Genomic DNA, 22,935 nt, shown 5'->3' on the forward strand with positions numbered 1-22,935 from the left:
CCACTCAAAATGGGGCATACTTCAATAAATCCTATTGTAGTGCTGACCCCGACCCCTTAGGCCAAATCCATGTCTACCGAAATCCGTATTGTTTTTATTGTTTCCGACGGAACCGGCATTACCGCCGAGAACTTCAGCCAATCGATTTTGGCCCAATTTGAGGCCAGTTTTAAGCACATCCGCATCCCTTTCGTGGATAGCGTCGATAAGGCTCATGATGCCGTTAGCAGCATTAACCAGGCATTCAATAAATATGGGGTACAGCCTATCGTATTCACTACTTTGGTGAATACGGAACTCAACAATATTGTCGCTAAGGCGAATGGCCTTATTTTGGATATGTTCCAAACTTTTGTGGCGCCACTAGAGGCTGCCTTGGGCTTGAAATCTACTCACGCCATGAACCGGCTGCACCACAATGCCGATACCGACGCCTATAAAAATCGTATCGAAGCCATCAACTACTCCTTAGCTCACGATGATGGGCAATCCAATCAAAATCTTGCGGATGCTGATGTGATTCTAGTTGGCATCTCACGAGTTGGAAAAACACCGACCAGCCTTTACTTAGCAATGCAATATGGATTGAAAGCCGCAAACTATCCACTGATCCCCGAAGATTTTGAACGCGGCCAATTGCCTAAAGACTTAGTGCCGTTCCGGCAAAAGATTTTTGGCCTCATGATTGATGCTGAGCGACTTTCAGAGATTCGCAACGAACGTCGTCCGGGCAGCAATTACGCCAAACTCGAAAACTGTCGCTATGAAATTAATGAGGCGACTGCGATGATGAGAAAGCAATCCATTCCCTGGGTTTTAACAACGAGTAAGTCGATTGAAGAAATTGCGACTACCGTTTTACAGGCCATCAAATCCGATAAAACAATACTGGGTTAGTTTTACTTAGCTGCGCCTGATACGCATCGTCTCAAATAAACAGACGGCTGCCGCGGTAGAAACGTTGAGGGATTCAACTCGTGGGTCAATTGGAATAGAGACCCCTTTAGCCTGGGCGAGAAGATCTTCAGAAACCCCTTGCCCCTCGCTACCCATAATCCAGGCAACTGGGTGGAGTAAATCTTTTTTGAGTGAGAAGAGTTCTTCTTCTGCATCTGCAGTGGCTGCTAGCATCGGCGCAGTTACTGCACTCAGTACTTGTTGATTAGACCAACCCTCATATAAGTCCAATAAGCGATGTGCACCCATCCCAGCACGCAGAACTTTGCTTGACCACAAATGCGCACAACCTGTTATAGCAATGACTTGAGTAAAGCCTACGGCTGCAGCAGTACGCATTATCGAACCCACATTACCGGCATCCTGAATACGATCTAAGATGAGAACATCGCCATCCAATGTTGCGATCGATTGTGGCGGAGTCAAATAAGCTTTTGGAAGATCTAGTAGACCCGCAATATGTGGCGCATTCACAAGATCACTTAATAAATCCCATAAGGCGCTATCCAGTTGATAAACTTTGGAATCTGGACATATTTCTATATGCTTATAGACGGCCTGCGAGATTTCTACATTCTGAAGACCACGCTCAGAGGTAAGGAGGGTCTTCAAAGCAGAATCACCAACCCAAGTCTGCACAAGATGAATACCTTCTAACAAAGCCTGACCGCTAGCCAGTCTTGCTTTCTGCCCTTTAGAACCGGTTGCTTGGAGATTACGAATCTCCTTAAATAAAGGATTCTCTTTGGAGGTAATGAGGTCAAAGTTCATCTTAGTTCACCATACCCTCAAGAACTTTTCGTACAGGTGAAAAACTTCTACGATGCTCATCACAGATACCAAACTCCTTTAAAGCTGCAAAGTGAGCTTCAGTTGGATAGCCCATGTGTTGCGCAAATCCATATTGTGGATAGCGATTGTGCAATTCTTGCATCTGGCGATCACGCGTTACTTTTGCAATGATAGATGCTGCCGAAATCACCTGCTCTTTAGAGTCACCTTTGATGATTGCTTCAGAGGGTATTGGTAACTCAGGGCAACGATTGCCATCAATCAGCGCCTTGTCTGGCCAGGAGCCCAGTCTGCCGCTTAAATCTTCAACGGCACGACGCATCGCTAACATCGTGGCTTGCAAAATATTAATATCATCAATTTCTGCAGGACTTGCTTCCCCAAGACCCCAGGCTTTTGCCTTTTCCATGATCTGTTCATAGAGAAATTCTCGACGCGCAGGAGTCAGCTTCTTGGAGTCTTTTAAACCTGCGATTGGATTCATAGGATCGAGCACTACTGCCCCTGCCACTACCGATCCAACAAGTGGTCCACGTCCTGCTTCATCAACACCACAGACCCAAATCAGGCTCACGAATTGACTCTTTTCAGACGACTATTTGCAATGGTTTGAGCAACTGCTTGCGCAACCAAAAGGCCAGTTGGTCGGCGAAGTGTCTCGTGCATTTGTGCAAAGCGTGCTTTTAGCTCGGCAACTTTTTCCGGATGATCGAGCCATTCCTGTAATGCCTTGGCTAATTTTTGAGGAGTAGCATCATATTGCAATAGCTCAGGTACTACAAACTCACCACATAAGATATTGGGCAATCCTACATAAGGTAAATACCCTTGGCGCTTCATGATTTGCGCAGTAAGCCAGGGCACCTTATAAGAAATCACCATTGGCTTTTTCCATAAAGCTGCTTGTAAGGTGGCTGTGCCACTGGCAATCAGTACCACATCAGAGGCTTCTAATACTTCATCCGCCATACCATCAAGTAAATGAATCTGAATATCCGGATTTTTGGCTTTAGTCTTGATGAGGAGCTCTTCGAGTGGGGCGCGCAGTCTTGGTGTTGCTACCGGAATTAAAAAATGGAGCTTTTGACCCTTGAGCTGTTCTGCTAGCAACTCAATCGTTTCAAAAAATATCGGCGCTATCAGTTCAATCTCCGAACTACGACTACCTGGTAAAACGGCGATCACCGTTCCATCAAACGCATTGCCGGGAAGCTTTTGTATATTCGTAATTTTTTCTCGAGCCTGATTTACATTTGGCGCAAGTGGAATTTCACTTGCAAGAGGATGCCCTACATAGGTTGATGCCACACCTGCACGATCGTATATCTCAGTTTCGAATGGAAAAATACATAGCATTCGCTCGACAGCTTGAGAAATCTTCTTAATACGCCCTGCTCTCCACGCCCAAATTGAAGGAGAGACAAAATGTAAAGTTGGAATACCTGCTTTACGCAATTGCAGCTCAACGCCTAAATTAAAATCTGGCGCATCTATTCCTAAATAAACATCGGGGCGCCCCTCAGCCATCAGATTTTGGATGAGCTCTTTACGAAGCTTAAGAATGGCGGGAAGTTGTTGAATTGCCTCAACGTAACCCCGAACACTCAAGGTCTCCATCGGCCAATCAGAGCGCATACCCTCAGCTTGCATGCGAGGACCCCCAATGCCATAAACCTCTAAGCCAGCCATATGCGGAATTTGATTTAAAGCACTAAGTACTGGTGCAGCAAGTAAATCACCAGAGGGTTCGCCAGCCACACAAGCTAACTTAGACAAAGCAGAACCTTACCGAATGATGCCGCGCGTAGAGGCGGCAATGAAATCATGAAACTGGGTCAGTTTTTCTGTCGTAGCAGCATCGGTCGCATTTGCAGTAATCATTTTTTTGATTTCTACCTTAGCATCCTCAAAGCTTAGGCCATCTTTGTAGAGAACCTTATAGGCCTGACGTAATGCAGAAATTGTTTCGCTGGAGAACCCACGGCGCTTTAGACCCTCAACGTTAATACCGTGTGGAGTAGCCTTATCGCCAGCCGCAATGACAAACGGCGGAATATCTTGAACCAAAACAGAAGCCCCACCAAGCATGACATGCTGTCCAATACGGACAAATTGATGAACTCCAGACATGCCGCCCATAATGGCCCAGTCTTCCACTTGGACGTGACCTGCAATTTGAGCATTACTAGAGAAAATAGTGTGATTACCGACTTGGCAGTCATGTGCAATATGCACATAAGACATAATCCAGTTATCGCTACCAATACGAGTGATGCCAACATCCTGCGCCGTACCAGTGTGAATGGTTGTAAATTCTCGGATGGTATTTCGATCACCAATAATGAGTTGAGTAGGCTCACCACGATATTTCATATCCTGAGGAGCACCACCAATTGAGGCGAAATGTGCAAAATGATTATCTTTACCGATCGTCGTATAACCCTCGATGACGGTATGTGAGCCCACTTTTGTACCAGCGCCAATCTTTACATTGGGACCGATAACAGAATACGGGCCAATCTCAACATCGCCAGCCAGTTCGGCTTTGCTATCAACAACGGCTGATGCATGAATCCGATTCATTACGTACCTTTCGAACGAACTGCACAGGTAATATTTCCTTCGGCAGCAATCTCGCCATCTACAGTTGCCTGGACAGAAAATTTATAGATGCCAGCACGACCGCGCTCTAGCTTGGCAGTCATGATTAACTGGTCACCTGGCAATACTGGCTTTTTAAAACGCGCACCATCAATACCAGCAAAGTAATAGATAGCGTCTTCTGCACGCTCTTCTGAAAAAGTCAGCAAGGCAGCAGTCTGAGCCAAAGCTTCAATAATGAGAACGCCCGGCATTACTGGAAAATCTGGAAAATGCCCCTGGAAGAATGGCTCATTCATCGTTACATTCTTGAGAGCGGTAATCGTTTCACGAGGAGTAATTTCAAGCACGCGATCGACTAATAAAAACGGATAGCGATGCGGCAATAACTTCAGAATCTTATTGATATCGATCGCATTAGCTTTACTCATAAATTACCTGCTTAAAAGTGAATATTAAATTGCCAAGAGCCTTATGACTCTGAATGCTTGCTTTTATCCAACAAACGCAAGCGTTGACGTATTTTATCTAGGCCACGCAAAATGGCAGCATTTTTCTCCCAAGCACTGTGAGGCATCGAGGGGTAAACTCCCGTGAAATGCTGTCCTGGCTCAGTAATAGAGCGAATGATGGAGGTATTGCCCGAAACGGTGGTTCTATCGGCAATAGTAAGATGTCCTGCAAAATTGGCTGCTCCGCCAATGATGCAGGAATTACCAATTTTTGTGCTACCTGAAATAGCGGCGCATCCGGCAATTACACAGCACTTGCCTATAAGAACATTGTGAGCAATTTGTACTTGATTATCTATTTTTGTTCCAGCGCCAATCATGGTATCACTCATCGCACCACGGTCAATCGTAGTTGATGCACCAATCTCTACATCATCACCAATGACTACCCGACCAGTTTGCGGGATCTTGACCCACTCTCCACCGCTAGCAGAAAAATCTGGAGCAAATCCGAAGCCATCTGCGCCAATGACGGCACCACTGTGAATAATGCAGCGCTCGCCAATTTGAGTCTCATGATAAATAGACACCGATGGATAAATCAGCGTATCGCTTGCAATCTCGGCATTCATTGCGACGCTCGTATTACCTAAAATCGCCACACACTCACCTAGCTTTACTCCAGGGCCAATCTGCACAAAAGGGCCGATATGGCATGAAGCAGGAATCGTTGCTGTGGAATCTATTGCAGCACTTGAATGGACTCCTGGACTATATTTTGGCGCACTTGCTTTTGCAAAATACTGAGCGATTCTGGCAAAAGTTGCGTAAGGATTTTGAGAGACAAAGTAAACCCGTTTAGAGGTGTTCTCAGTCGGATTTGCCTGCAAGAACTCTAAATCAGCTTTATTAACAATCAATGCGCCCGCTGCGCTATCTCTCGCCTGCAGGCGATACAGCGGATTAGAAAGAAAGGAGATTTGGTTGGGCTGCGCCTGCTCTAGAGGGGCGAGTCCGATAAATGCTGTGGAGGCCTCCCCCACCAAGCTTGCTTGAAACTGTTCGGCCAGCTCAATGGCAGTAGGCATAAGTTTACTTTAGGCTATTTAAAACCCTGATGATTTCATCAGTAACATCAACCTTAGGATTAGCATAAGGAGGATCTTGGACGATGATATCTAATTTTTTTTGCTCGGCAACCTGTTTGAGCGCAATATTGGCCTTCTCAGCAATCTTGGCGCGGTCCTCAAAGTTTCTTTGGTTAAGGTCTTCTGTAAACTCACGTTGCTTACGTTGCAGTTCGCGATCTTGCTCAGCTAGATCACGTTGACGACGAATGCGCTCTGCTTCATTCATTACGGCAGCATCACGATCTAATTTTTCAGCTGCAGCTTTTATCTTTCCTGCGGCCTCTCTGATATCATTTTGGCGCTTAGAAAAATCTTTTTCAATTCTAGCCTGACTTTGTTTGGCAATATTAGATTCGTTAAACAGTTTGTCAACATTGACAGCGCCAATTCTCGTCCCTGCATCCTGAGCAAAAACTTGTGGTGCAATCATCGCCACTATTGCAGCAACTAAACTGATTTGAATGCATTTAGAAAAATGATAAAACTTCATAAAACTTTCCTCAAACAATTAAAACGCTGTACCGACCTGGAACTGTAAGCGCTGCACGTTAGCAGTTGGATACGGCTTATACGGAATACCGTAGCTAAACTTGAGCGGTCCCAAGGGTGAAATCCATGATATACCCAAACCGTAAGAATAACTCAAAACGAGATTGATATTTTCCCCAAAAGCATTACCGCCATCTATAAACGCAAAAGTACGCAATGTCTTATCAATTCCCGACCCAGGAACTGGAACGGTATATTCCACATTAGTGACGATTTTCGATTGTCCTCCCGTTGGCTGATTAATGCCAAGTGTCGTGTTGTAGAACTGTGGTCCAAGCGATCCGGGCGAATATCCACGGACCGAACCAATACCGCCAACATAGTAGTTTTTGGTAATTGGGAATGGATTATTTCCGTAGGCCTCACCATAACCAACCTCACCATTAAAGGACAGAATATTTCCTTTTGAGAATGAATGGTACTTTTGGTACTGCCCAAACAAACGATAGAAAGTCATATTGCCTGCGGGAGTACCTACCTCTGCAGTCAACTGCTGCAAAGAACCAGTCGACGGAATTAAGGCACTATCTCGACCATCACGAGACCAACCTGCAGTCAATGGAATATTATAAGTAGTTAGTGTTGCGGGATAGCCTGGTGGCGCGATGCCATAGCTTTGAGCATAGGTTAAATACGGTTGAGGAGTATTCGAAGAGGTTTGAATCTGATAAGCCTCAAGCCCCGTTCCAAAGAAAATTCGATCTACTTCAGTGTAAGGAACACCAAACTTAATGTTTGAGCCAACCGACTTAATTTGATAATTAGTATCGCCAACGTAATAAAGAGGCTTTGAAGACCGATAGAAAAGGTCGGTATAGCGACTAATACCATCTTCAGTGAAGTATGGGTCGTAATTTGATAGGGTGAGATTTTGATTAATCTTTCCTAAAGAAAAATTTAAACCAACTGCCGTACCAGTGCCAAATGCATTATCTTGATTAATACCTGCCGATAGAATTAACTTTTCTGTAGATGAAAAACCAGCACCAATCGTTACTGCACCAGTAGGCTTTTCAGTAACCTTCACTTTCACATCCACCTGATCCGGTGACCCAGGCACATCCTCTGTTGAGATATCGGTTTCCGTAAAGTAACCCATACGACCCAAGCGCTTTTTAGATAAATCGATCTTGTCACTATCAAACCAAGAGCTTTCAAACTGACGCATTTCTCGACGAATCACAATGTCACGAGTTTTTGCATTACCAGAAATGGCCACTTGACGAACATAGATACGACGTCCCGGATCAACTACCAAAGTTAAATCAACTTCCGCCTTATCACGTCGTATATCAGGTTGTGGATTAATGGTTGCAAAAGCATAACCATATGAACCTAAAATCTCAGCGATAGCCTTGGTACTCTCTGTCAACTTGGCAGAAGAAAAGATATCGCCAGGCTTTAAAGTAACCAACTGCATCAACTCAGCCTCTTTACCTAAAGCCTCGCCTGCGATACGCACATCTTTCACTGTGAACTTTTTACCCTCATTAATACTGATAGTAAGGTAAATGCCTTTTTTATCCGGAGTGATCGATACCTGGGTAGATTCGATTACGAACTCAAGATATCCGCGATTTAAATAGTAAGAACGAATTGCTTCTAGGTCAGCAGTCAGCTTTTGCTTGGAATACAAGTTATCTTTGCTATACCAAGATAACCAACCGCCAGTTTTAAGTTGCATCTCACCCTTGAGGGTACTCTCGCTAAAGGCCTCGTTACCAATGAAATTGACCTCTTGAATTTTGGCAACAGGACCTTCATCAATATTAAAATAGATGGCTACCTGATTACGCTCAAGCGGGGTAACTGTAGCTACTACTTCAGCTGCATACATACCCTTACTAACATACTGACGTTTTAGCTCTTGTTCGGCCTTATCAATTAAGGCCTTGTCATAAAAACGTGCCTCTGACACACCCACGGCCTTCAATGACTTTCTCACAATCTCTTGGTCAAACTCCTTCATTCCCGTAAATTCAATACGAGAAATTGTTGGGCGCTCTTCAACAATCACAATCAGAACGTTACCCTGAGCCTGAATTTGTACGTCTCTAAAAAAGCCAGTGCTATATAAAGCCCTAATTGCTTCCCCACCCTTATCTTCTGTGAAAGTATCTCCAACCTGCACAGACAGATAACTAAAGACCGTACCTGGCTCAACGCGCTGCAATCCCTCTACGCGAATATCTCTAACAACGAAAGATTCAGCTGCATATACATTCAAACTGAGTGCGGCAGAAATCACCAACAAAAGCTGGGCTAGCAGACGGGATGCGCTACGAAAAGGTGAGATCAGAAAGTTCAAGGCGAAAAATAGCGTTGTAAATCATTAAACAAGGCTAGCAGAGACAGGGAAATCAGCAGTAGAAAGCCCACTTTCTGGAACTGTTCTTGCACTGAAATCGATAGTCTCTTACCAGCGACTAACTCCCATGCATCATACAGTAGCTGACCCCCATCAAGCATCGGGAACGGGAGCAAATTGAGCAAGCCAATACTAATACTCATAAGTGCTAAAAATGCAAAAAAAGGTTGCCAACCAACCTGAGCAGACTTGCCCGCCATATCCGCAATACTGAATGGCCCCCCGAGCTGCTTTAAGGAGGTGTTTCCGGTAAACAGTCCAGCCATCAGCCTTACCGAGACCTTGGTAATAAGCCATACCCTCTCGGCTGCAAACCCGATAGCGTCAACCGGCCCCAATTTCAAGTCAGTCCACTCCGCCAGAGGCAGCGACTTAGGCAGAACACCAAGGGCTAATATGTGGTCATTTTCCGGGTTTGCCTGAGGCATATCCGAAGCCAAAAAGGTCTTAACGTAGCTATTACCAGAGGGGCTCTGCATTTCCAAGGAAAATCCAGATTCAGCGGTAAGGGCATCCAACAGAATCCAGCGCAAAGCATTCCAACTAGGCACGGGCTCAAATTCACCAGAAATGGGCACAGAATTTGAGCTCGGTAGACTCTGCCAACCAATCACACGATCGCCCTCTAAAACACCCAATTTAGCGGCCACTGAATTTTCAGGGGGCGCTTTCAGGATCGCAGGTAATTGTGGTGCACCAGAAATATAAATCACGGCGAATAAAACTACCGCTAAGAAAAAATTGGCGAATGGGCCAGCTGCAACAATCAAAGACCGCTGCCACAGCGGCTTGTAATCAAATGCTTCTAATTGGTCTGCAGCAGTAATCTTTTGCTGACGGTCTCGCCCATCTAGCAACTTCACATAACCGCCTAAGGGAATGGAAGCGAGAACCCACTCTGTTTTATTGTTCGCAATATAGGTAAACAAGGGTTTACCAAACCCAACCGCGAAGCGAAGTACACGTACACCACACAAGCGCGCTGCTAAAAAATGTCCAAACTCATGAAAACTCACGAGTACACCCAGGGTGACTAAAAATGCAGCAAGAGTAATAAGTGCCTGCAAATAAATTCCTAATGACTTTTTAAATTAAGAGTTGAAAGTTTTAATGAAATCACGCGTTACCGTTCTAGCTTGCGCATCAATCTCCAAAATAGATTCGATTGAGTCTGCGTTTGATACGGGTATAGCGCTGAGTGTTTTCTCAACTACATTAGGGATTTGCAAATAAGGCATGCCTTCATCCAAAAATGCTGCCACCGCAATCTCATTAGCTGCATTCAAAACAGTGGGCGCTGTGCCCCCTACTTTTGCAGCGGCAAATGCTAGAGACAAACAAGGGAAGCGAGCTAAGTCTGGCTCGTTAAAACTCAACGCCGCTAATTGGGTCAGGCTTAATGGAGCAACACCCGCATCAATTCGCTCGGGCCATGCTAAACCATAAGCAATTGGAGTACGCATATCAGGTTGACCTAATTGAGCAATCACAGAGCCATCTCGGTAGCGCACCATGGAATGCACTACGCTTTGCGGATGAATGAACACTTTAATTTTTTCTAAAGACAAGCCGAATAGCCAAAAAGCCTCAATCACTTCAAGACCTTTATTCATCATGGTTGCTGAATCAACGGAAATTTTTCTGCCCATTACCCAGTTTGGATGGGCGCAGGCTTGCTCAGGCGTAATACCCCCCAATTGATCCAATGGAGTATTACGAAATGGACCACCGGAAGCAGTTAACCAAAGCTCCTCAACACCCAAACCTGGTGATGGCGCTTTCGTATATTGGTTCGGTAGACACTGAAAGATTGCATTGTGCTCGCTATCGATGGGCAGCAACTCGCCGCCACCCTGTTTCATAGCTTGCATGAACAGATTGCCAGACATGACTAATGCTTCCTTGTTTGCTAGCAAGACTCTTTTACCTGCCTTAGCTGCAGCCAAGGTAGGCACCAAGCCTGCCGCGCCTACTATGGCAGCCATCACGGTGTCACACCCGGAGTCGGTCACTGCAGTTACTAAAGCCTGAGGGCCATAAAGCACTTGGGTATTGATGTTCTGATCGCGCAATAACTTCTCTAGACGAGCTGCTCCATCAGCGTCAGCAAGTACTGCAATTGCAGGCTTAAATTCTGCGCACTGCTGTGCCAATCGATCGACTTGTTTACTTGCCGTCAGTGCGACTACCTTAAACCGCTCCGGATGAGCGCGAATCACATCTAGCGTATTAACACCGATAGAACCGGTAGATCCCAGAATAGCAACTTGCTTTATTGTCATCAGACGAATCCCGCCAATAATGCTGCAATCGGCATAGCTGGAATTAAAGCATCTACCCGATCAAGGACACCGCCATGTCCCGGCAATAACTGACTACTGTCTTTCACTCCAGCTAAACGTTTTAACTGAGACTCAAATAGGTCTCCAAAGATACTAAAAGCAGTCAGTACAGTCACCATCAAAAACATTGGCACCCAGCCAAACCGAATCGCCCAAGCACCAAACAGGGTAGATTCAAAAGGTAAATAGATTACGCAAATTAAGGCGTAGCCATAACAAAGTACTAGACCGCCAAGAGCGCCTTCAATTGATTTTCCTGGACTGATTTGTATGGCTAATTTATGTTTTCCAAACGCCTTACCAACAAAGTAAGCCCCAATATCTGCCACCCAAACCAAAGCGATACTAGTCAACAAAAACGTTAAACCTAGCTCACGCAAGAAAACTAATGAAAACCAAGTTGCTGGCAAGAGAATCAATCCAATAACTACATAGAAGGGGCGTAACTTTTGCAAAGAAAGGTTCATGCCCCTAGCCAATATAAATGGTGCAATAAGGAACCAAAAGAGAACTGCTAAAAGCAGTAACCCAAATTGCCAAGAGGCATTTTGCATACCAAGCAAGAGCAAAATAATAGCCAGGCAGAACAATGCATAGAGCCACGCTGCCCGAGCTGACTGTGGCGTCAACAAGCGACCCCACTCCCAAGCAGCCGCTAATAAAGCCACCAAGAAGAAAGCGCCGATGTATACCGCGGGCAACAAGAATAAGGTTGGCAAAAATACTGCCAACAAAACAAGGGCAGTAATGATTCTGGTTTTCAACATTTTAGATAGCTTGAGTAATTAAACCGGATCGCATAGGACTTGCGATGCAAGTTGAGCGCTAGTACGCCCAAAACGACGCTCACGCTGACCAAACCAATCAAATGCTTTATGAAGTTCAGCCTCATCAAAGTCTGGCCACAAAACGTCCGTGAAATATAACTCTGTATAGGCTAATTGCCACAATAAGAAATTACTAATACGCTGCTCACCACCAGTACGAATAAATAAATCTGGCTCTGGAGCATAAGCCATCGAAAGATGAGGCTGTAGTAGATCCTCACTGACATCCTGAGGCTTTAAGTTCGGGTTAGCAGCCAAGCACTTACTCATTGCTTGCAGAATATCCCAGCGACCACCGTAGTTTGCTGCAATGGTCAGAGTCAGCGCGTTGCAGCCCGCAGTCTTTTCTTCAGAGAACCGCACCATCTCCTGAATAGCACCATCGAAACGACTTAAATCCCCAATCAAACGTAAGCGGATATCGTTTTCAGCAAGACGGGAAACTTCACCCTTAAGCGATTTAAGAAACAACTTCATCAGAAAGCCCACTTCTTCAGGTGGACGACGCCAGTTCTCTGAACTAAATGCAAATACTGTTAAGTATTCAACACCAATTCGACGACATTCTTGAACAATTTTGCGCACAGACCCCAAACCTTCAGAGTGACCCGCGACTCGGGGCATCATACGTTTACTAGCCCAGCGACCATTACCATCCATGATGATCGCCACGTGGCGAGGAATGGCGCTTACCTCTGGAATATCCTTGGTTGAGCTAAGGTGCTGGGTCATAAGAAGTAAAAATTCAATCGGGTCCTTAAACCGTCATGATCTCTTTTTCTTTTTCAGAGATGATCTTATCGATATCGACAACTGCTTTGTCTGTCATCTTCTGAATATCATCAGTCGCACGACGCTCATCATCCTCGGAAATTTCTTTATCCTTAGTGAGGCGCTTTAAATGCTCATTAGCATCACGGCGCAAATTGCGCACCGCAATCTTGGCATCTTCACCTTCGCTCTTCACCACTTTGGTAAGTTCACGACGACGCTCTTCAGTCAAAGCAGGCATTGGTACGCGGATCACGGTACCTTGTGATGCTGGATTTAAACCCAAATCAGAATCGCGAATTGCTTTTTCGACCGCAGCAACCATTGTTTTTTCAAATGGCTGAACATTGATAGTACGCGCATCGGCCAAACCCAGGCTAGCAACTTGGCTCAAAGGAGTTGGATTGCCGTAGTACTCCACCTGAATGTGCTCCAAAATTCCGGGATTAGCACGTCCCGAGCGAATCTTTGCCAAACTACTCTTCAAAGACTCAAGAGACTTTTGCATCTTTTGATCGGTTGTGGATTTAATTTCTGCTGCAGACATCAGACCTCCTATTAAACGTGTACCAAAGTACCCTCAGATTCACCTTGCACTACGCGCATGAGTGCGCCTGGCTTCAGAATCGAAAACACTTTGATTGGTAATTTACGATCACGACACAATGCAAATGCAGTTGCATCCATCACTTGTAAGTTTTTGATGATTGCTTCATCAAAAGTAATAGTCTTGTAAAGCGTAGCAGTTGGATCTTTGACTGGATCAGCGCTATAGATGCCATCAACCTTGGTGGCTTTGAGCATCACATCAACACCCATCTCAGCACCACGCAAAGCAGCTGCAGTATCAGTAGTAAAGAATGGGTTACCTGTACCAGCAGCAAAAATGACGACCTTACCCTCGCTCATTGCACGAATAGCACGCGGACGAATATAGGGTTCAACCACTTGATCCATGCGGAGCGCAGATTGCACCCGTGCCTCAACTCCTTTTTGACGCAATGCATCTTGTAAAGCAAGAGAGTTCATCATAGTTGCCAACATACCCATGTAGTCTGCAGTAGCACGATCCATGCCTGCAGCGCCTCCAGCAACTCCACGGAAGATATTTCCGCCACCAATCACGATTGCCAATTCCACACCGCTACTGACTACCTGAGCAATTTCCGAAACCATGGAATCAATTGTGACTGGATTGATGCCAAAAGCATCATCCCCCATCAGGGCTTCACCAGATAATTTGAGGAGGACACGTTTGTAGGCTGGCATGTTTTTATTTTTCCGTAATTTGCCAAGTAATTTGCTTACTTAGCTTATTGATCTTTAAGCACTTTTTAATATCTCCGCCAAATTATAAAGGGCTTGGGAAAGATCAAACAAAAGGGCATAGAAACTCAGGTTTCTATGCCCTTTTGGGGTAATACAGACCATCTGGGGAGAACCCCAAAACAGATAATTAAGCAGTAGCTTTAGAGGCAGCAGCTACCTGAGCAGCAACTTCAGCCGCAAAGTCGTCTTGACGCTTCTCAATGCCCTCGCCTACAACAAACATAGTGAAGCCCTTGATTGTTGTATTTGCAGCCTTGAGCATTTGCTCAACAGTTTGCTTATCATTCTTCACGAAAGTTTGGTTCAATAAAGAAACCTCTTTGAGGTATTTTTGAATTGAGCCTTCAACCATCTTTTCAACGATCTCTGGTGGTTTGCCAGATTCAGCAGCTTTTTGAACAGCAACGCTGCGCTCAATCGCAATAGATTCAGCAGGAACATCGGCTGTAGATAGAGCCACTGGCTTCATCGCAGCAATATGCATTGCCACGTCTTTAGCGGCAGTCTCATCACCTTCGAACTCAACCATCACACCAATGCGTGTGCCATGCAGATAGGAAACCAACTTACTACTACCAGCAAAACGCTTAAAGCGACGCGGCATGATGTTCTCGCCGATCTTACCGATCAATGCGCTACGAACTTCATCAACAGTTTGACCATTCATTGGCAATGCCAACAAAGCAGCGACGTCAGCAGGATTCTTTTCAGCAACCAACTTAACGCACTCGTTTGTAAACGCCAAGAAGTCATCGTTCTTAGAAACGAAGTCAGTCTCGCAGTTCACTTCAAGCAAAGCACCAGTAGTGCCATTGATAGATGAGGCAACGATACCTTCAGCAGTTACACGAGAAGCGGCTTTACCAGCCTTACTACCAAGCTTTACACGCAGAATTTCTTCTGCACGTGCCATATCACCATCAGCCTCGGTCAATGCTTTTTTGCACTCCATCATTGGAGCATCAGTTTTGGCGCGTAACTCGCCAACCATTGCAGCGGTAATAGCGGCCATTATTCAGCCTTCCCTTCTTCAACAAACTCTTCTTCGCCTTCTTTAACAGCAGTCAAGATTTCTTGAACAGAGTTTGCTTTGCCTTCGAGGATTGCATCAGCAATACCACGTGCATAGAGGGTTACAGCTTTGCTAGAGTCATCGTTACCAGGGATGATGTAATCAACACCTTCTGGTGAGTGGTTGGTATCTACAACGGCGATTACTGGAATACCGAGCTTGTTAGCTTCAGTAATAGCAATCTTGTGATATCCAACGTCCACTACGAAAATCGCATCAGGAACGCCATTCAAATCTTTAATACCGCCAAGTGCTTTTTGCAATTTGTCGAGATCACGGTCATTAGTCAAAGCCTCTTTCTTAGAAAGCTTTTCCCAGTCGCCAGCTTCTTTAGCAACTTCCATATCCTTCAAGCGCTTGAGGGAACCTTTAACAGTTTTGAAGTTGGTGAGCGTGCCACCCAACCAACGGCTGTCGATGTAAGGCATACCAGCACGAGTTGCCTCTTCAGCAATGATCTCGCGTGATTGACGCTTAGTACCAACAAATAAAATCGTGCCGCGATTAGCAGCAACTTGTTTTGCAAATTTCAGGGAGTCCTGAAACATTGGCAATGTTTTTTCCAAGTTGATGATGTGGATCTTATTACGATGACCGAAAATAAATGGGGCCATCTTTGGGGACCAGAAGCGTGTTTGGTGACCAAAATGGCAACCGGCTTCCAGCATCTGACGCATAGTTACTGACATAACTTCTCCTGAGGGTTGGTTCTAAAGTTGAGTCCTAGCTGCGCTAAAAAACGCCACCCTGGAAGGCTCAACTCGCGATTTCAAGTCCAAAATAGACCTGAGACCAAAATTATAGCTTAAATATCAATGCTCTAGCTAGCCTAACCCCAGATTCAACCTGGGGTAACGGGCCTTAAAATGCCCCTGGGGACCCTTCAAAGGCAGTAATTGCCTAAATTTTAAGCAGTCATCCTCACCCCAAAACTGCCCAAGTCGTTGATAATCAAGGCATGAATAGTGTATTTACCGCAGAAAAAGACATCCTGGGGATGCGAGAAGCTGGCCGCTTAGCCAGTGAAGTTTTAGATCATGTGGCACCCCACGTCAAACCTGGAGTCACCACTGGCGAATTAGACCGCATTTGCCACGAATACATGCGTGATGTTCAAAAGACTATTCCGGCACCACTCAACTATCAGCCCCCAGGCTACCCCCCATTCCCCGCATCAATTTGTACCTCTGTAAATGATGTGATCTGCCATGGTATTCCTGGTGACAAAGTTTTAAAAACTGGTGATGTAGTGAATTTAGATATCACAGTGATTACTCCCGATGGCTACTACGGCGATACAAGTCGCATGTTTATGGTGGGTGAAGTTTCGGTCATGGCAAAACGTCTTACCCAAATCACTTTTGAATGCATGTGGCTTGGTATTGCTCAGGTCAAACCTGGCGCATCTCTTGGCGATATTGGTCATGTCATTCAAACGCATGCTGAAAAAGCAGGCTACTCAGTTGTACGAGAATATTGTGGCCATGGAATAGGAAAAGTATTTCATCAAGACCCACAAATTCTTCACTACGGAAAACCTGGCACCGGTGAAAAGCTTGTAGCCGGGATGACTTTCACAATCGAACCCATGATTAATGCTGGTAAGCGAGATATTCGTACGATGCCTGATCAATGGACTGTAAAAACCAAGGATCGCAGCTTATCTGCTCAGTGGGAGCACACCTTGCTCGTTACGCAAACCGGTGTGGAGGTTTTAACCTGGTCAGAAGGTAGCAACCCGCCACCTGATTGTGTCCAAGGTCTTTCTTTCAGGCCAGCACTAGCAAGCGCCTAAATCCATGAGTGATTTGCAGCAAGCGCCAAACAAGATCACCGATGCAGCAAGTCTGCGCGCTGCACGAGAAATTGCATACACTGAGTTTAAAAAAACCCAAGCTGTTGGCAAACTCATCAAGCAGTTAAGCAAAGTCACAGATCAGCTTCTCATTCAAATCTGGAATGATTGCGGCTTAAATAATAACGCTACTTTAATTGCAGTTGGTGGATACGGTAGAAGCGCATTATTTCCTTATTCAGATATTGATATTCTAGTTTTGTTGCCCTCCGAAGAGGACTTAGCACGAGCAGTATCAAAGAAGGTTGAGCAGTATGTTGCCAACTGCTGGGACACTGGTCTAGAGATAGCATCTTCGGTAAGAACAGTGGCTGAATGCACCTCAGAGTCAGAGCAAGATATTACGGTACGAACTTCTTTGCTTGAAGCTCGCTTTTTGTGCGGTAAAAAACAACTCTTTAAAGAATTTGCCAAAGCTTTCGAAGGCGCCATGGATCCTAAGGCCTTCTTCCAAGCTAAATTGGCAGAACAAATACAGCGTCACTATAAATATCAGAACACGCCCTATTCGCTGGAGCCTAATTGCAAAGAGAGTCCTGGTGGATTACGTGATCTACAAGTCATTTCCTGGGTCAGTAAAGCAGCACTACTGGGCAATACTTTTAAGGATCTCAATGAAGCAGGCTTAGTTACCCAACGTGAGTTAACTGAGCTCAACCGTAATCAGCGTTTTCTAGAGACACTGAGAGCCAACCTTCATCTACTGGCCGGAAGAAGACAAGATGTATTAGTGTTTGATTTGCAAACTGCCTTAGCGAAAACGATGGGTATCGAGCAAGAATCACCGCGCGAAGCCAGTGAGGCAATCATGCGTCGCTACTACTGGGCTGCTAAAGCTGTGACTCAGTTAAACGACGTACTTTTACAAAACATTGAAGCACTTCTCTTTCCAAAAGAGTCGAAAACGACGCGCCCTATTCCTGGTGAAGGTAACGAGCATTTTATTGAGCGGCAAGGTGTTTTAGATATTACCGATCCCCAGCTTTACCAGAAACATCCCGACCAGATTCTGCGCACCTTCCTGGTGTTTGCCCAAACATCTAACGTCAAGAGTCTTTCAGCAACCATTTTTAGAGCGCTATATAACGTACGCCAAAAAATGGATAGTAAATGGCGTGCTGACCCTGTAAATAAAGCGCTCTTTATGGAGCTACTCAAGCAGCCAGAAGGCGTAAGCCGCGCATTTCACCTGATGAATCGCAGCAGCGTCTTGGGTCGCTACCTTCCGGCCTTCAGAAGAATTGTTGGTCAGATGCAGCATGACTTATTTCATGTATACACAGTTGATCAACACATCTTGATGGTATTGAGAAATGTGCGTCGCTTCATGGTGGTTGAACATACCCATGAATTTCCATTCTGCAGCAGTCTGATTGCCCACTTTGAAAAGCCTTGGCTACTAGTCATCGCCGCACTCTTTCATGACATTGCCAAAGGACGTGGCGGAGACCATTCGCAACTTGGTAAAGCAGACATGCGAAAGTTTGCCAAAGATCATGGCTTAGATAAGAAAGATACTGAGTTATTGGTATGGTTAGTTGCCGAGCATCTCAATATGAGCCAGACAGCTCAGAAGCAAGACATTACTGACCCAGATGTGGTTAAAGCATTCGCTAAAAAGGTGGGAGATGAACGCCATCTCACCGCCCTGTACTTATTAACCGTAGCAGATGTCCGTGGCACGAGTCCTAAGGTCTGGAATGCCTGGAAAGGCAAACTCCTAGAAGACCTCTATCGCGCTACATTACGAGTTTTAGGTGGCGCTAAACCTGACGCCTCTTCAGAACTCGCGCAGCACCAAGAGGAATCGAAAGCAAAATTACGTCTCTATGGCATTAACGATGAAGCTTATGAGGATTTATGGAGACAGTTAGATGTCGCCTTCTTCTTAAGACAGGATTCATCAGACATTGCCTGGTTAACTCGCCATCTCTATAACAAAGCGAATAGCGATCAACCTGTAGTACGTGCAAGACTGTCACCAATTGGTGAGGGCTTGCAAGTCGCCGTATACGTTAAAGACCAAGAAGATCTTTTTGCCAGAATTTGCGCCTACTTTGAAAAACATGGATTCTCAATTTGGGATGCACGTATTCATACCACTCGTCATGGTTACGCTTTAGATACCTTCCAAATCTCAGGAAGTAATTTAGTGGATGAGGGCGGCAGCTATCGCGACATTATTCAACTAGTGGAATTTGAATTAAGCGCTGCTTTAACGAATGCCGATCCATTACCCAACCCAAGTATGGGTCGCCTATCGAGACAGTCGCGCATCTTTCCGATCCAGCCACGTGTCCATATGGTTCCTGATGAACGCGGCCAATATTACACACTCGCACTATCTGCTAGCGATCGCACAGGCCTCCTCTACACCATCTCAAGAGTGCTAGCGAAACATCAAGTATCGATCCATACCGCACGAATCAATACACTGGGTGAGCGAGTGGAAGATGTATTGCTGCTTGATGCAGCGAACCTAGGTAAGAATCCAAAACTACAGATCCAGCTAGAAACGGAGTTGCTTGAAGCCTTAGGAACCTAGCTTAACCAAGGCCCTTCGAATGCGGGCGCTTTGCACTTGTTCAAAAGAAAACCAATCGAAAGCAATATCCTCTGGAGATTTCTCCTCTCCAATGAGCTTTAGGCGATAAAGGAGGTCTATATGTAAATGAGCATCTTCGCCCTTCTGGGGATTGGCAGGGATTTCATGAATATCGATATCTAACGGATCAAGGCCGCTCGAGTCCAAAAGGCACCTAAAACCAGTTTCTTCATATACCTCGCGAATAGCTGCCTCAAAAGGTGACTCACCTTCATCAATGTGGCCGCCAGGTTGAAACCAGGATTTGATATGGGGATGGAAGATGAGTAAAACTTTGTCATCTTTAATAACTAAACCGCTTGCAGTAATGTGGCCGACTTGATTGGATCGAGAGTAAGGATTACCAGATTGCATAATCAACTGTAAAGCGGAACTGATATTTTGATTGCCCATAATTTCTTAACCCAAAAAATATGAGCTTATCGAGCATACTGAAAAAGGAATACCTGAAACTATTGTAAGAAGTGGATTACACCGCTCCTTACTGCAGGCAAAGTTGCCTGCAGACATTCAGACTAAAAACCTTACAGGAAAGTCCTAAGACTTAGTTATATGAACGCCATCTCTTGATGAGACTGCTCATACTTCCCCATCCAAGCTAGGCCTGCAGCAGTGTTCTTGAGAGGCTTGTATTCACAACCAATCCATCCCTGGTAGCCGATCTTATCCAAGAATCCAAATAGGAAGTCATAGTTAATTTCGCCAGTACCTGGCTCGTTACGTCCAGGATTGTCTGCTAACTGAATATGTCCAATTCTGGACAAGTATTTTTGCATGGTGTTTGCTAACTCACCTTCCATGCGCTGTGCGTGGTAGATGTCGTATTGCAAGTAAAGATTATCTGCACCTACTTCATCCATGATTTCAATTGCTTGCTGGGTTCTGGATAAATAGAATCCAGGAATATCGTAAGTATTAATAGGCTCAATTAATAGATTCAGATGGGCTTTTTTTAACTTTTCTGCTGCATACCTTAAATTACCGACAAAAGTGTCGCGCAGTGTTTGAGCGTCAACGCCAGCAGGCGCCTTACCTGCCAAACAATTTAACTGACCAACATTTAAAAAGGTAGCGTATTCAATAGCCTTATCTACCCCAGCACGAAACTCTGGTACGCGGTCAGGATGACATGCAATACCTCTCTCACCCGCATCCCAATCGCCAGCTGGCAAATTATGCAAAACCAACTTCAGTGCATAAGTATCTAAGCAAGACTTAATTTCTTCCTTGGAGAATCCATAAGGGAATAAAAACTCGACAGCCTTAAAGCCACCAACCCGAGCAAGCGCAAAACGGTTTAAGAATGCATCCTCCGTAAAGAGCATGCTGAGGTTAGCTGAGAAACGAGGCATTCAATATTCCCTATTTATGGATCAATTAAGACTGCAGCACTGCAACTGGTGCATCTTCGATAGATTTGGCGACAGGCTCAAACTCATTGACGCTATCAATCTCTGTTCCCATCGCAATATTGGTAACACGCTCAAGAATTACCTCAACGACTACCGGCACTCTAAATTCAGTAATCCATGCTTCGGCTTGGGCAATCGCTGGAGCCAATTGATCTTCGCGCTCTACTCGAATAGCTTTGCAACCAAGTCCTTCAACCACTTTCACGTGATCAACACCGTAACCTTTAACGATGCCAGCACTTTCTGGAATATTGACGTTATCAAAGGCTAATTGCACGCAGTAATCCATCTCAAAACCACGTTGCGCTTGACGGATCAATCCAAGATAACTGTTATTCACCAAAATTTGGATGAATGGCAACTTAAACTGCGCACCAACAGCTAACTCTTCAATCATGAACTGGAAGTCATAGTCGCCTGAGAGAGCCACGATCTTACGAGTTGGATCAGCAGCACGAACACCCAAAGCCGCTGGCACTGTCCAGCCTAATGGGCCTGCTTGGCCACAGTTGATCCAATGGCGCGGTTTAAATACTTTTAAGAATTGAGCGCCAGCAATTTGCGATAAACCGATAGTGCTCACATAGGTAACATCTTCGCCAAATGTCTGAACCATCTCTTGATACACGCGCTGCGGCTTCATTGGAGACTCGTTGAAGTTTGTCTTGCGCTGGTAGTCGATAGAATTTTTTCTACCCAAGCACTCGGCTGCCCACTCTGATCTATCTTTGAGCTTGCCAGCTTTTTTCATTTCTGTCGCAACTTCAATGAATAAGTCTAATGCAGCTTTCGCATCGGACACGATACCAAAGTCAGGAGTAAAGATTCTGCCAATTTGGGTAGGCTCAATATCAACGTGGATAAACTTGCGGCCTTTACAGTAAACCTCAGTTGAACCAGTATGACGATTCGCCCAACGGTTACCGATACCCAGAACAAAATCACTGGCCAACATGGTGGCATTGCCATAGCGATGTGATGTTTGCAAACCGACCATACCGGCCATCAAAGGATGGCTATCAGGGATTGAGCCCCAGCCCATCAATGTTGGGATAACAGGAATACCAGTAATTTCTGCAAACTGAACCAACTGATCTGAAGCGTCAGAATTAATCACGCCACCACCAGAAACAATCAATGGACGCTCAGATTCATTGAGCATTTCAAGCGCTCTTTCAATCTGCTTACGAGTTGCCTGTGGCTTATAGGCAGGCAATGGCTCATAGGTGTCGATATCAAATTCAATCTCCGCCATCTGCACATCAATTGGCAAATCGATCAATACCGGACCAGGACGGCCTGAACGCATTAAATGAAATGCTTGCTGAAAAACTCGAGGAACCAATGCTGGCTCAAGAACAGTAACAGCCATCTTGGTTAAAGGTTTAGCGATCGAGGCAATGTCCACCGCCTGGAAATCTTCCTTATGCAACTTAGCGCGTGGCGCTTGGCCAGTAATGCATAAAATTGGAATGCTATCAGCCTGTGCAGAATACAAGCCAGTAATCATATCTGTGCCGCCTGGGCCTGAGGTACCAATACATACGCCGATATTTCCTGGGGCAGCTCTGGTGTAGCCCTCTGCCATATGAGAGGCGCCCTCTACGTGCCTTGCTAATACGTGAGCAATCGACTGACGCTCGCGCATTTGGGCATATAAGGGATTAATTGCAGCTCCTGGGACGCCAAAGGCTTGAGTAACGCCTTCTTTTTCCATCACCAACACTGCTGCCATTGCCGCCTTCATCTTTGCCATGAATCATCTCCTCGTATAGATATGGACGAATCATCCTCAAATTCATCCCTATTGAGAACCTCACCAAATCTATATCTAGTATTCCGCCATGGAATAGTGTAAAAATAATATATCGCC

At 45.3% G+C, this 22,935-nt stretch carries 22 protein-coding genes; 3 read left to right on the plus strand and 19 right to left on the minus strand.

Annotation, left to right across the window (positions count from 1 at the left end; all coding sequences use genetic code 11):
* Positions 1-69: 69 nt before the first annotated feature.
* Complete coding sequence (locus tag ICN17_RS00095) at positions 70-897, plus strand: pyruvate, water dikinase regulatory protein (RefSeq protein ID WP_216235492.1); 828 nt, start codon at positions 70-72, stop codon at positions 895-897.
* A gap of 6 nt (positions 898-903) precedes the next feature.
* Here the strand turns inward: ICN17_RS00095 and ICN17_RS00100 are convergent, their stop codons facing one another.
* From ICN17_RS00100 to rpsB, 16 genes are all read right to left on the minus strand, one after another.
* Complete coding sequence (locus ICN17_RS00100) at positions 904-1,728, minus strand: RNA methyltransferase (RefSeq protein ID WP_216235493.1); 825 nt, start codon at positions 1,726-1,728, stop codon at positions 904-906.
* Between the two features lies 1 nt (position 1,729).
* On the minus strand, positions 1,730-2,323 hold the full coding sequence (rnhB, locus tag ICN17_RS00105) for a ribonuclease HII (protein WP_216235494.1): 594 nt from the start codon (positions 2,321-2,323) through the stop codon (positions 1,730-1,732).
* A complete protein-coding gene (gene lpxB, locus ICN17_RS00110; RefSeq protein WP_216235496.1) occupies positions 2,320-3,525 on the minus strand; it encodes a lipid-A-disaccharide synthase in 1,206 nt (401 codons plus the stop codon). Before lpxB ends, rnhB begins: the two co-directional genes overlap by 4 nt.
* Positions 3,526-3,534: 9 nt before the next feature.
* Positions 3,535-4,332, minus strand: coding sequence for an acyl-ACP--UDP-N-acetylglucosamine O-acyltransferase (gene lpxA, locus ICN17_RS00115; protein WP_216235498.1), 798 nt, complete (start codon positions 4,330-4,332; stop codon positions 3,535-3,537).
* Positions 4,332-4,781, minus strand: coding sequence for a 3-hydroxyacyl-ACP dehydratase FabZ (gene fabZ / locus ICN17_RS00120; protein WP_216235500.1), 450 nt, complete (start codon positions 4,779-4,781; stop codon positions 4,332-4,334). Before fabZ ends, lpxA begins: the two co-directional genes overlap by 1 nt.
* A gap of 41 nt (positions 4,782-4,822) precedes the next feature.
* On the minus strand, positions 4,823-5,890 hold the full coding sequence (gene lpxD / locus ICN17_RS00125; RefSeq protein WP_216235502.1) for a UDP-3-O-(3-hydroxymyristoyl)glucosamine N-acyltransferase: 1,068 nt from the start codon (positions 5,888-5,890) through the stop codon (positions 4,823-4,825).
* Positions 5,891-5,894: 4 nt separating this feature from the next.
* Positions 5,895-6,422, minus strand: coding sequence for an OmpH family outer membrane protein (locus ICN17_RS00130; RefSeq protein WP_216235504.1), 528 nt, complete (start codon positions 6,420-6,422; stop codon positions 5,895-5,897).
* Positions 6,423-6,440: 18 nt separating this feature from the next.
* The gene (bamA, locus tag ICN17_RS00135) at positions 6,441-8,780 is read right to left on the minus strand and encodes an outer membrane protein assembly factor BamA (RefSeq protein WP_370625954.1); all 2,340 of its coding nucleotides are present in this window, start codon (positions 8,778-8,780) and stop codon (positions 6,441-6,443) included.
* Positions 8,781-8,785: 5 nt separating this feature from the next.
* Positions 8,786-9,916: an RIP metalloprotease gene (locus ICN17_RS00140; protein ID WP_216235511.1), complete on the minus strand. Its 1,131-nt coding sequence runs from the start codon at positions 9,914-9,916 to the stop codon at positions 8,786-8,788.
* 24 nt (positions 9,917-9,940) lie between these two features.
* Complete coding sequence (gene ispC / locus ICN17_RS00145; RefSeq protein WP_216235520.1) at positions 9,941-11,131, minus strand: 1-deoxy-D-xylulose-5-phosphate reductoisomerase; 1,191 nt, start codon at positions 11,129-11,131, stop codon at positions 9,941-9,943.
* A complete protein-coding gene (locus ICN17_RS00150) occupies positions 11,131-11,958 on the minus strand; it encodes a phosphatidate cytidylyltransferase (protein ID WP_216235522.1) in 828 nt (275 codons plus the stop codon). The genes ispC and ICN17_RS00150 overlap by 1 nt, the downstream gene beginning before the upstream one ends.
* A gap of 18 nt (positions 11,959-11,976) precedes the next feature.
* Positions 11,977-12,750, minus strand: coding sequence for a polyprenyl diphosphate synthase (gene uppS, locus ICN17_RS00155; RefSeq protein WP_216235524.1), 774 nt, complete (start codon positions 12,748-12,750; stop codon positions 11,977-11,979).
* A gap of 25 nt (positions 12,751-12,775) precedes the next feature.
* Positions 12,776-13,336, minus strand: a complete 561-nt coding sequence (frr, locus tag ICN17_RS00160) for a ribosome recycling factor (RefSeq protein WP_087909532.1) — start codon at positions 13,334-13,336, stop codon at positions 12,776-12,778.
* Between the two features lie 11 nt (positions 13,337-13,347).
* On the minus strand, positions 13,348-14,058 hold the full coding sequence (gene pyrH / locus ICN17_RS00165; protein ID WP_087909531.1) for a UMP kinase: 711 nt from the start codon (positions 14,056-14,058) through the stop codon (positions 13,348-13,350).
* 187 nt (positions 14,059-14,245) lie between these two features.
* The gene (tsf, locus tag ICN17_RS00170; protein WP_216235532.1) at positions 14,246-15,130 is read right to left on the minus strand and encodes a translation elongation factor Ts; all 885 of its coding nucleotides are present in this window, start codon (positions 15,128-15,130) and stop codon (positions 14,246-14,248) included.
* Entirely contained in the window at positions 15,130-15,879 is a 750-nt protein-coding gene (rpsB, locus tag ICN17_RS00175; protein ID WP_087909529.1) for a 30S ribosomal protein S2, read from the minus strand. Before rpsB ends, tsf begins: the two co-directional genes overlap by 1 nt.
* A gap of 269 nt (positions 15,880-16,148) precedes the next feature.
* Between rpsB and map the strand changes: the two genes are divergently transcribed.
* Together map and ICN17_RS00185 are read left to right on the plus strand one after the other, a co-directional pair.
* Positions 16,149-16,985, plus strand: coding sequence for a type I methionyl aminopeptidase (map, locus tag ICN17_RS00180; protein ID WP_216235534.1), 837 nt, complete (start codon positions 16,149-16,151; stop codon positions 16,983-16,985).
* 4 nt (positions 16,986-16,989) lie between these two features.
* Entirely contained in the window at positions 16,990-19,590 is a 2,601-nt protein-coding gene (locus ICN17_RS00185; protein ID WP_216235535.1) for a [protein-PII] uridylyltransferase, read from the plus strand.
* Here ICN17_RS00185 and ICN17_RS00190 read toward each other — a convergent pair.
* The 3 genes from ICN17_RS00190 to gcl form a co-directional block, all read right to left on the minus strand.
* On the minus strand, positions 19,579-20,043 hold the full coding sequence (locus tag ICN17_RS00190; protein ID WP_216235536.1) for an NUDIX hydrolase: 465 nt from the start codon (positions 20,041-20,043) through the stop codon (positions 19,579-19,581). The genes ICN17_RS00185 and ICN17_RS00190 overlap by 12 nt on opposite strands.
* 155 nt (positions 20,044-20,198) lie before the next feature.
* The gene (hyi, locus tag ICN17_RS00195) at positions 20,199-21,002 is read right to left on the minus strand and encodes a hydroxypyruvate isomerase (protein WP_216235537.1); all 804 of its coding nucleotides are present in this window, start codon (positions 21,000-21,002) and stop codon (positions 20,199-20,201) included.
* Positions 21,003-21,027: 25 nt separating this feature from the next.
* Positions 21,028-22,818, minus strand: a complete 1,791-nt coding sequence (gene gcl, locus ICN17_RS00200) for a glyoxylate carboligase (RefSeq protein ID WP_216235538.1) — start codon at positions 22,816-22,818, stop codon at positions 21,028-21,030.
* Between the last annotated feature and the right edge of the window lie 117 nt (positions 22,819-22,935).

The organism is Polynucleobacter sp. 73C-SIWE (genome assembly GCF_018882465.1).
Lineage (GTDB): Bacteria > Pseudomonadota > Gammaproteobacteria > Burkholderiales > Burkholderiaceae > Polynucleobacter.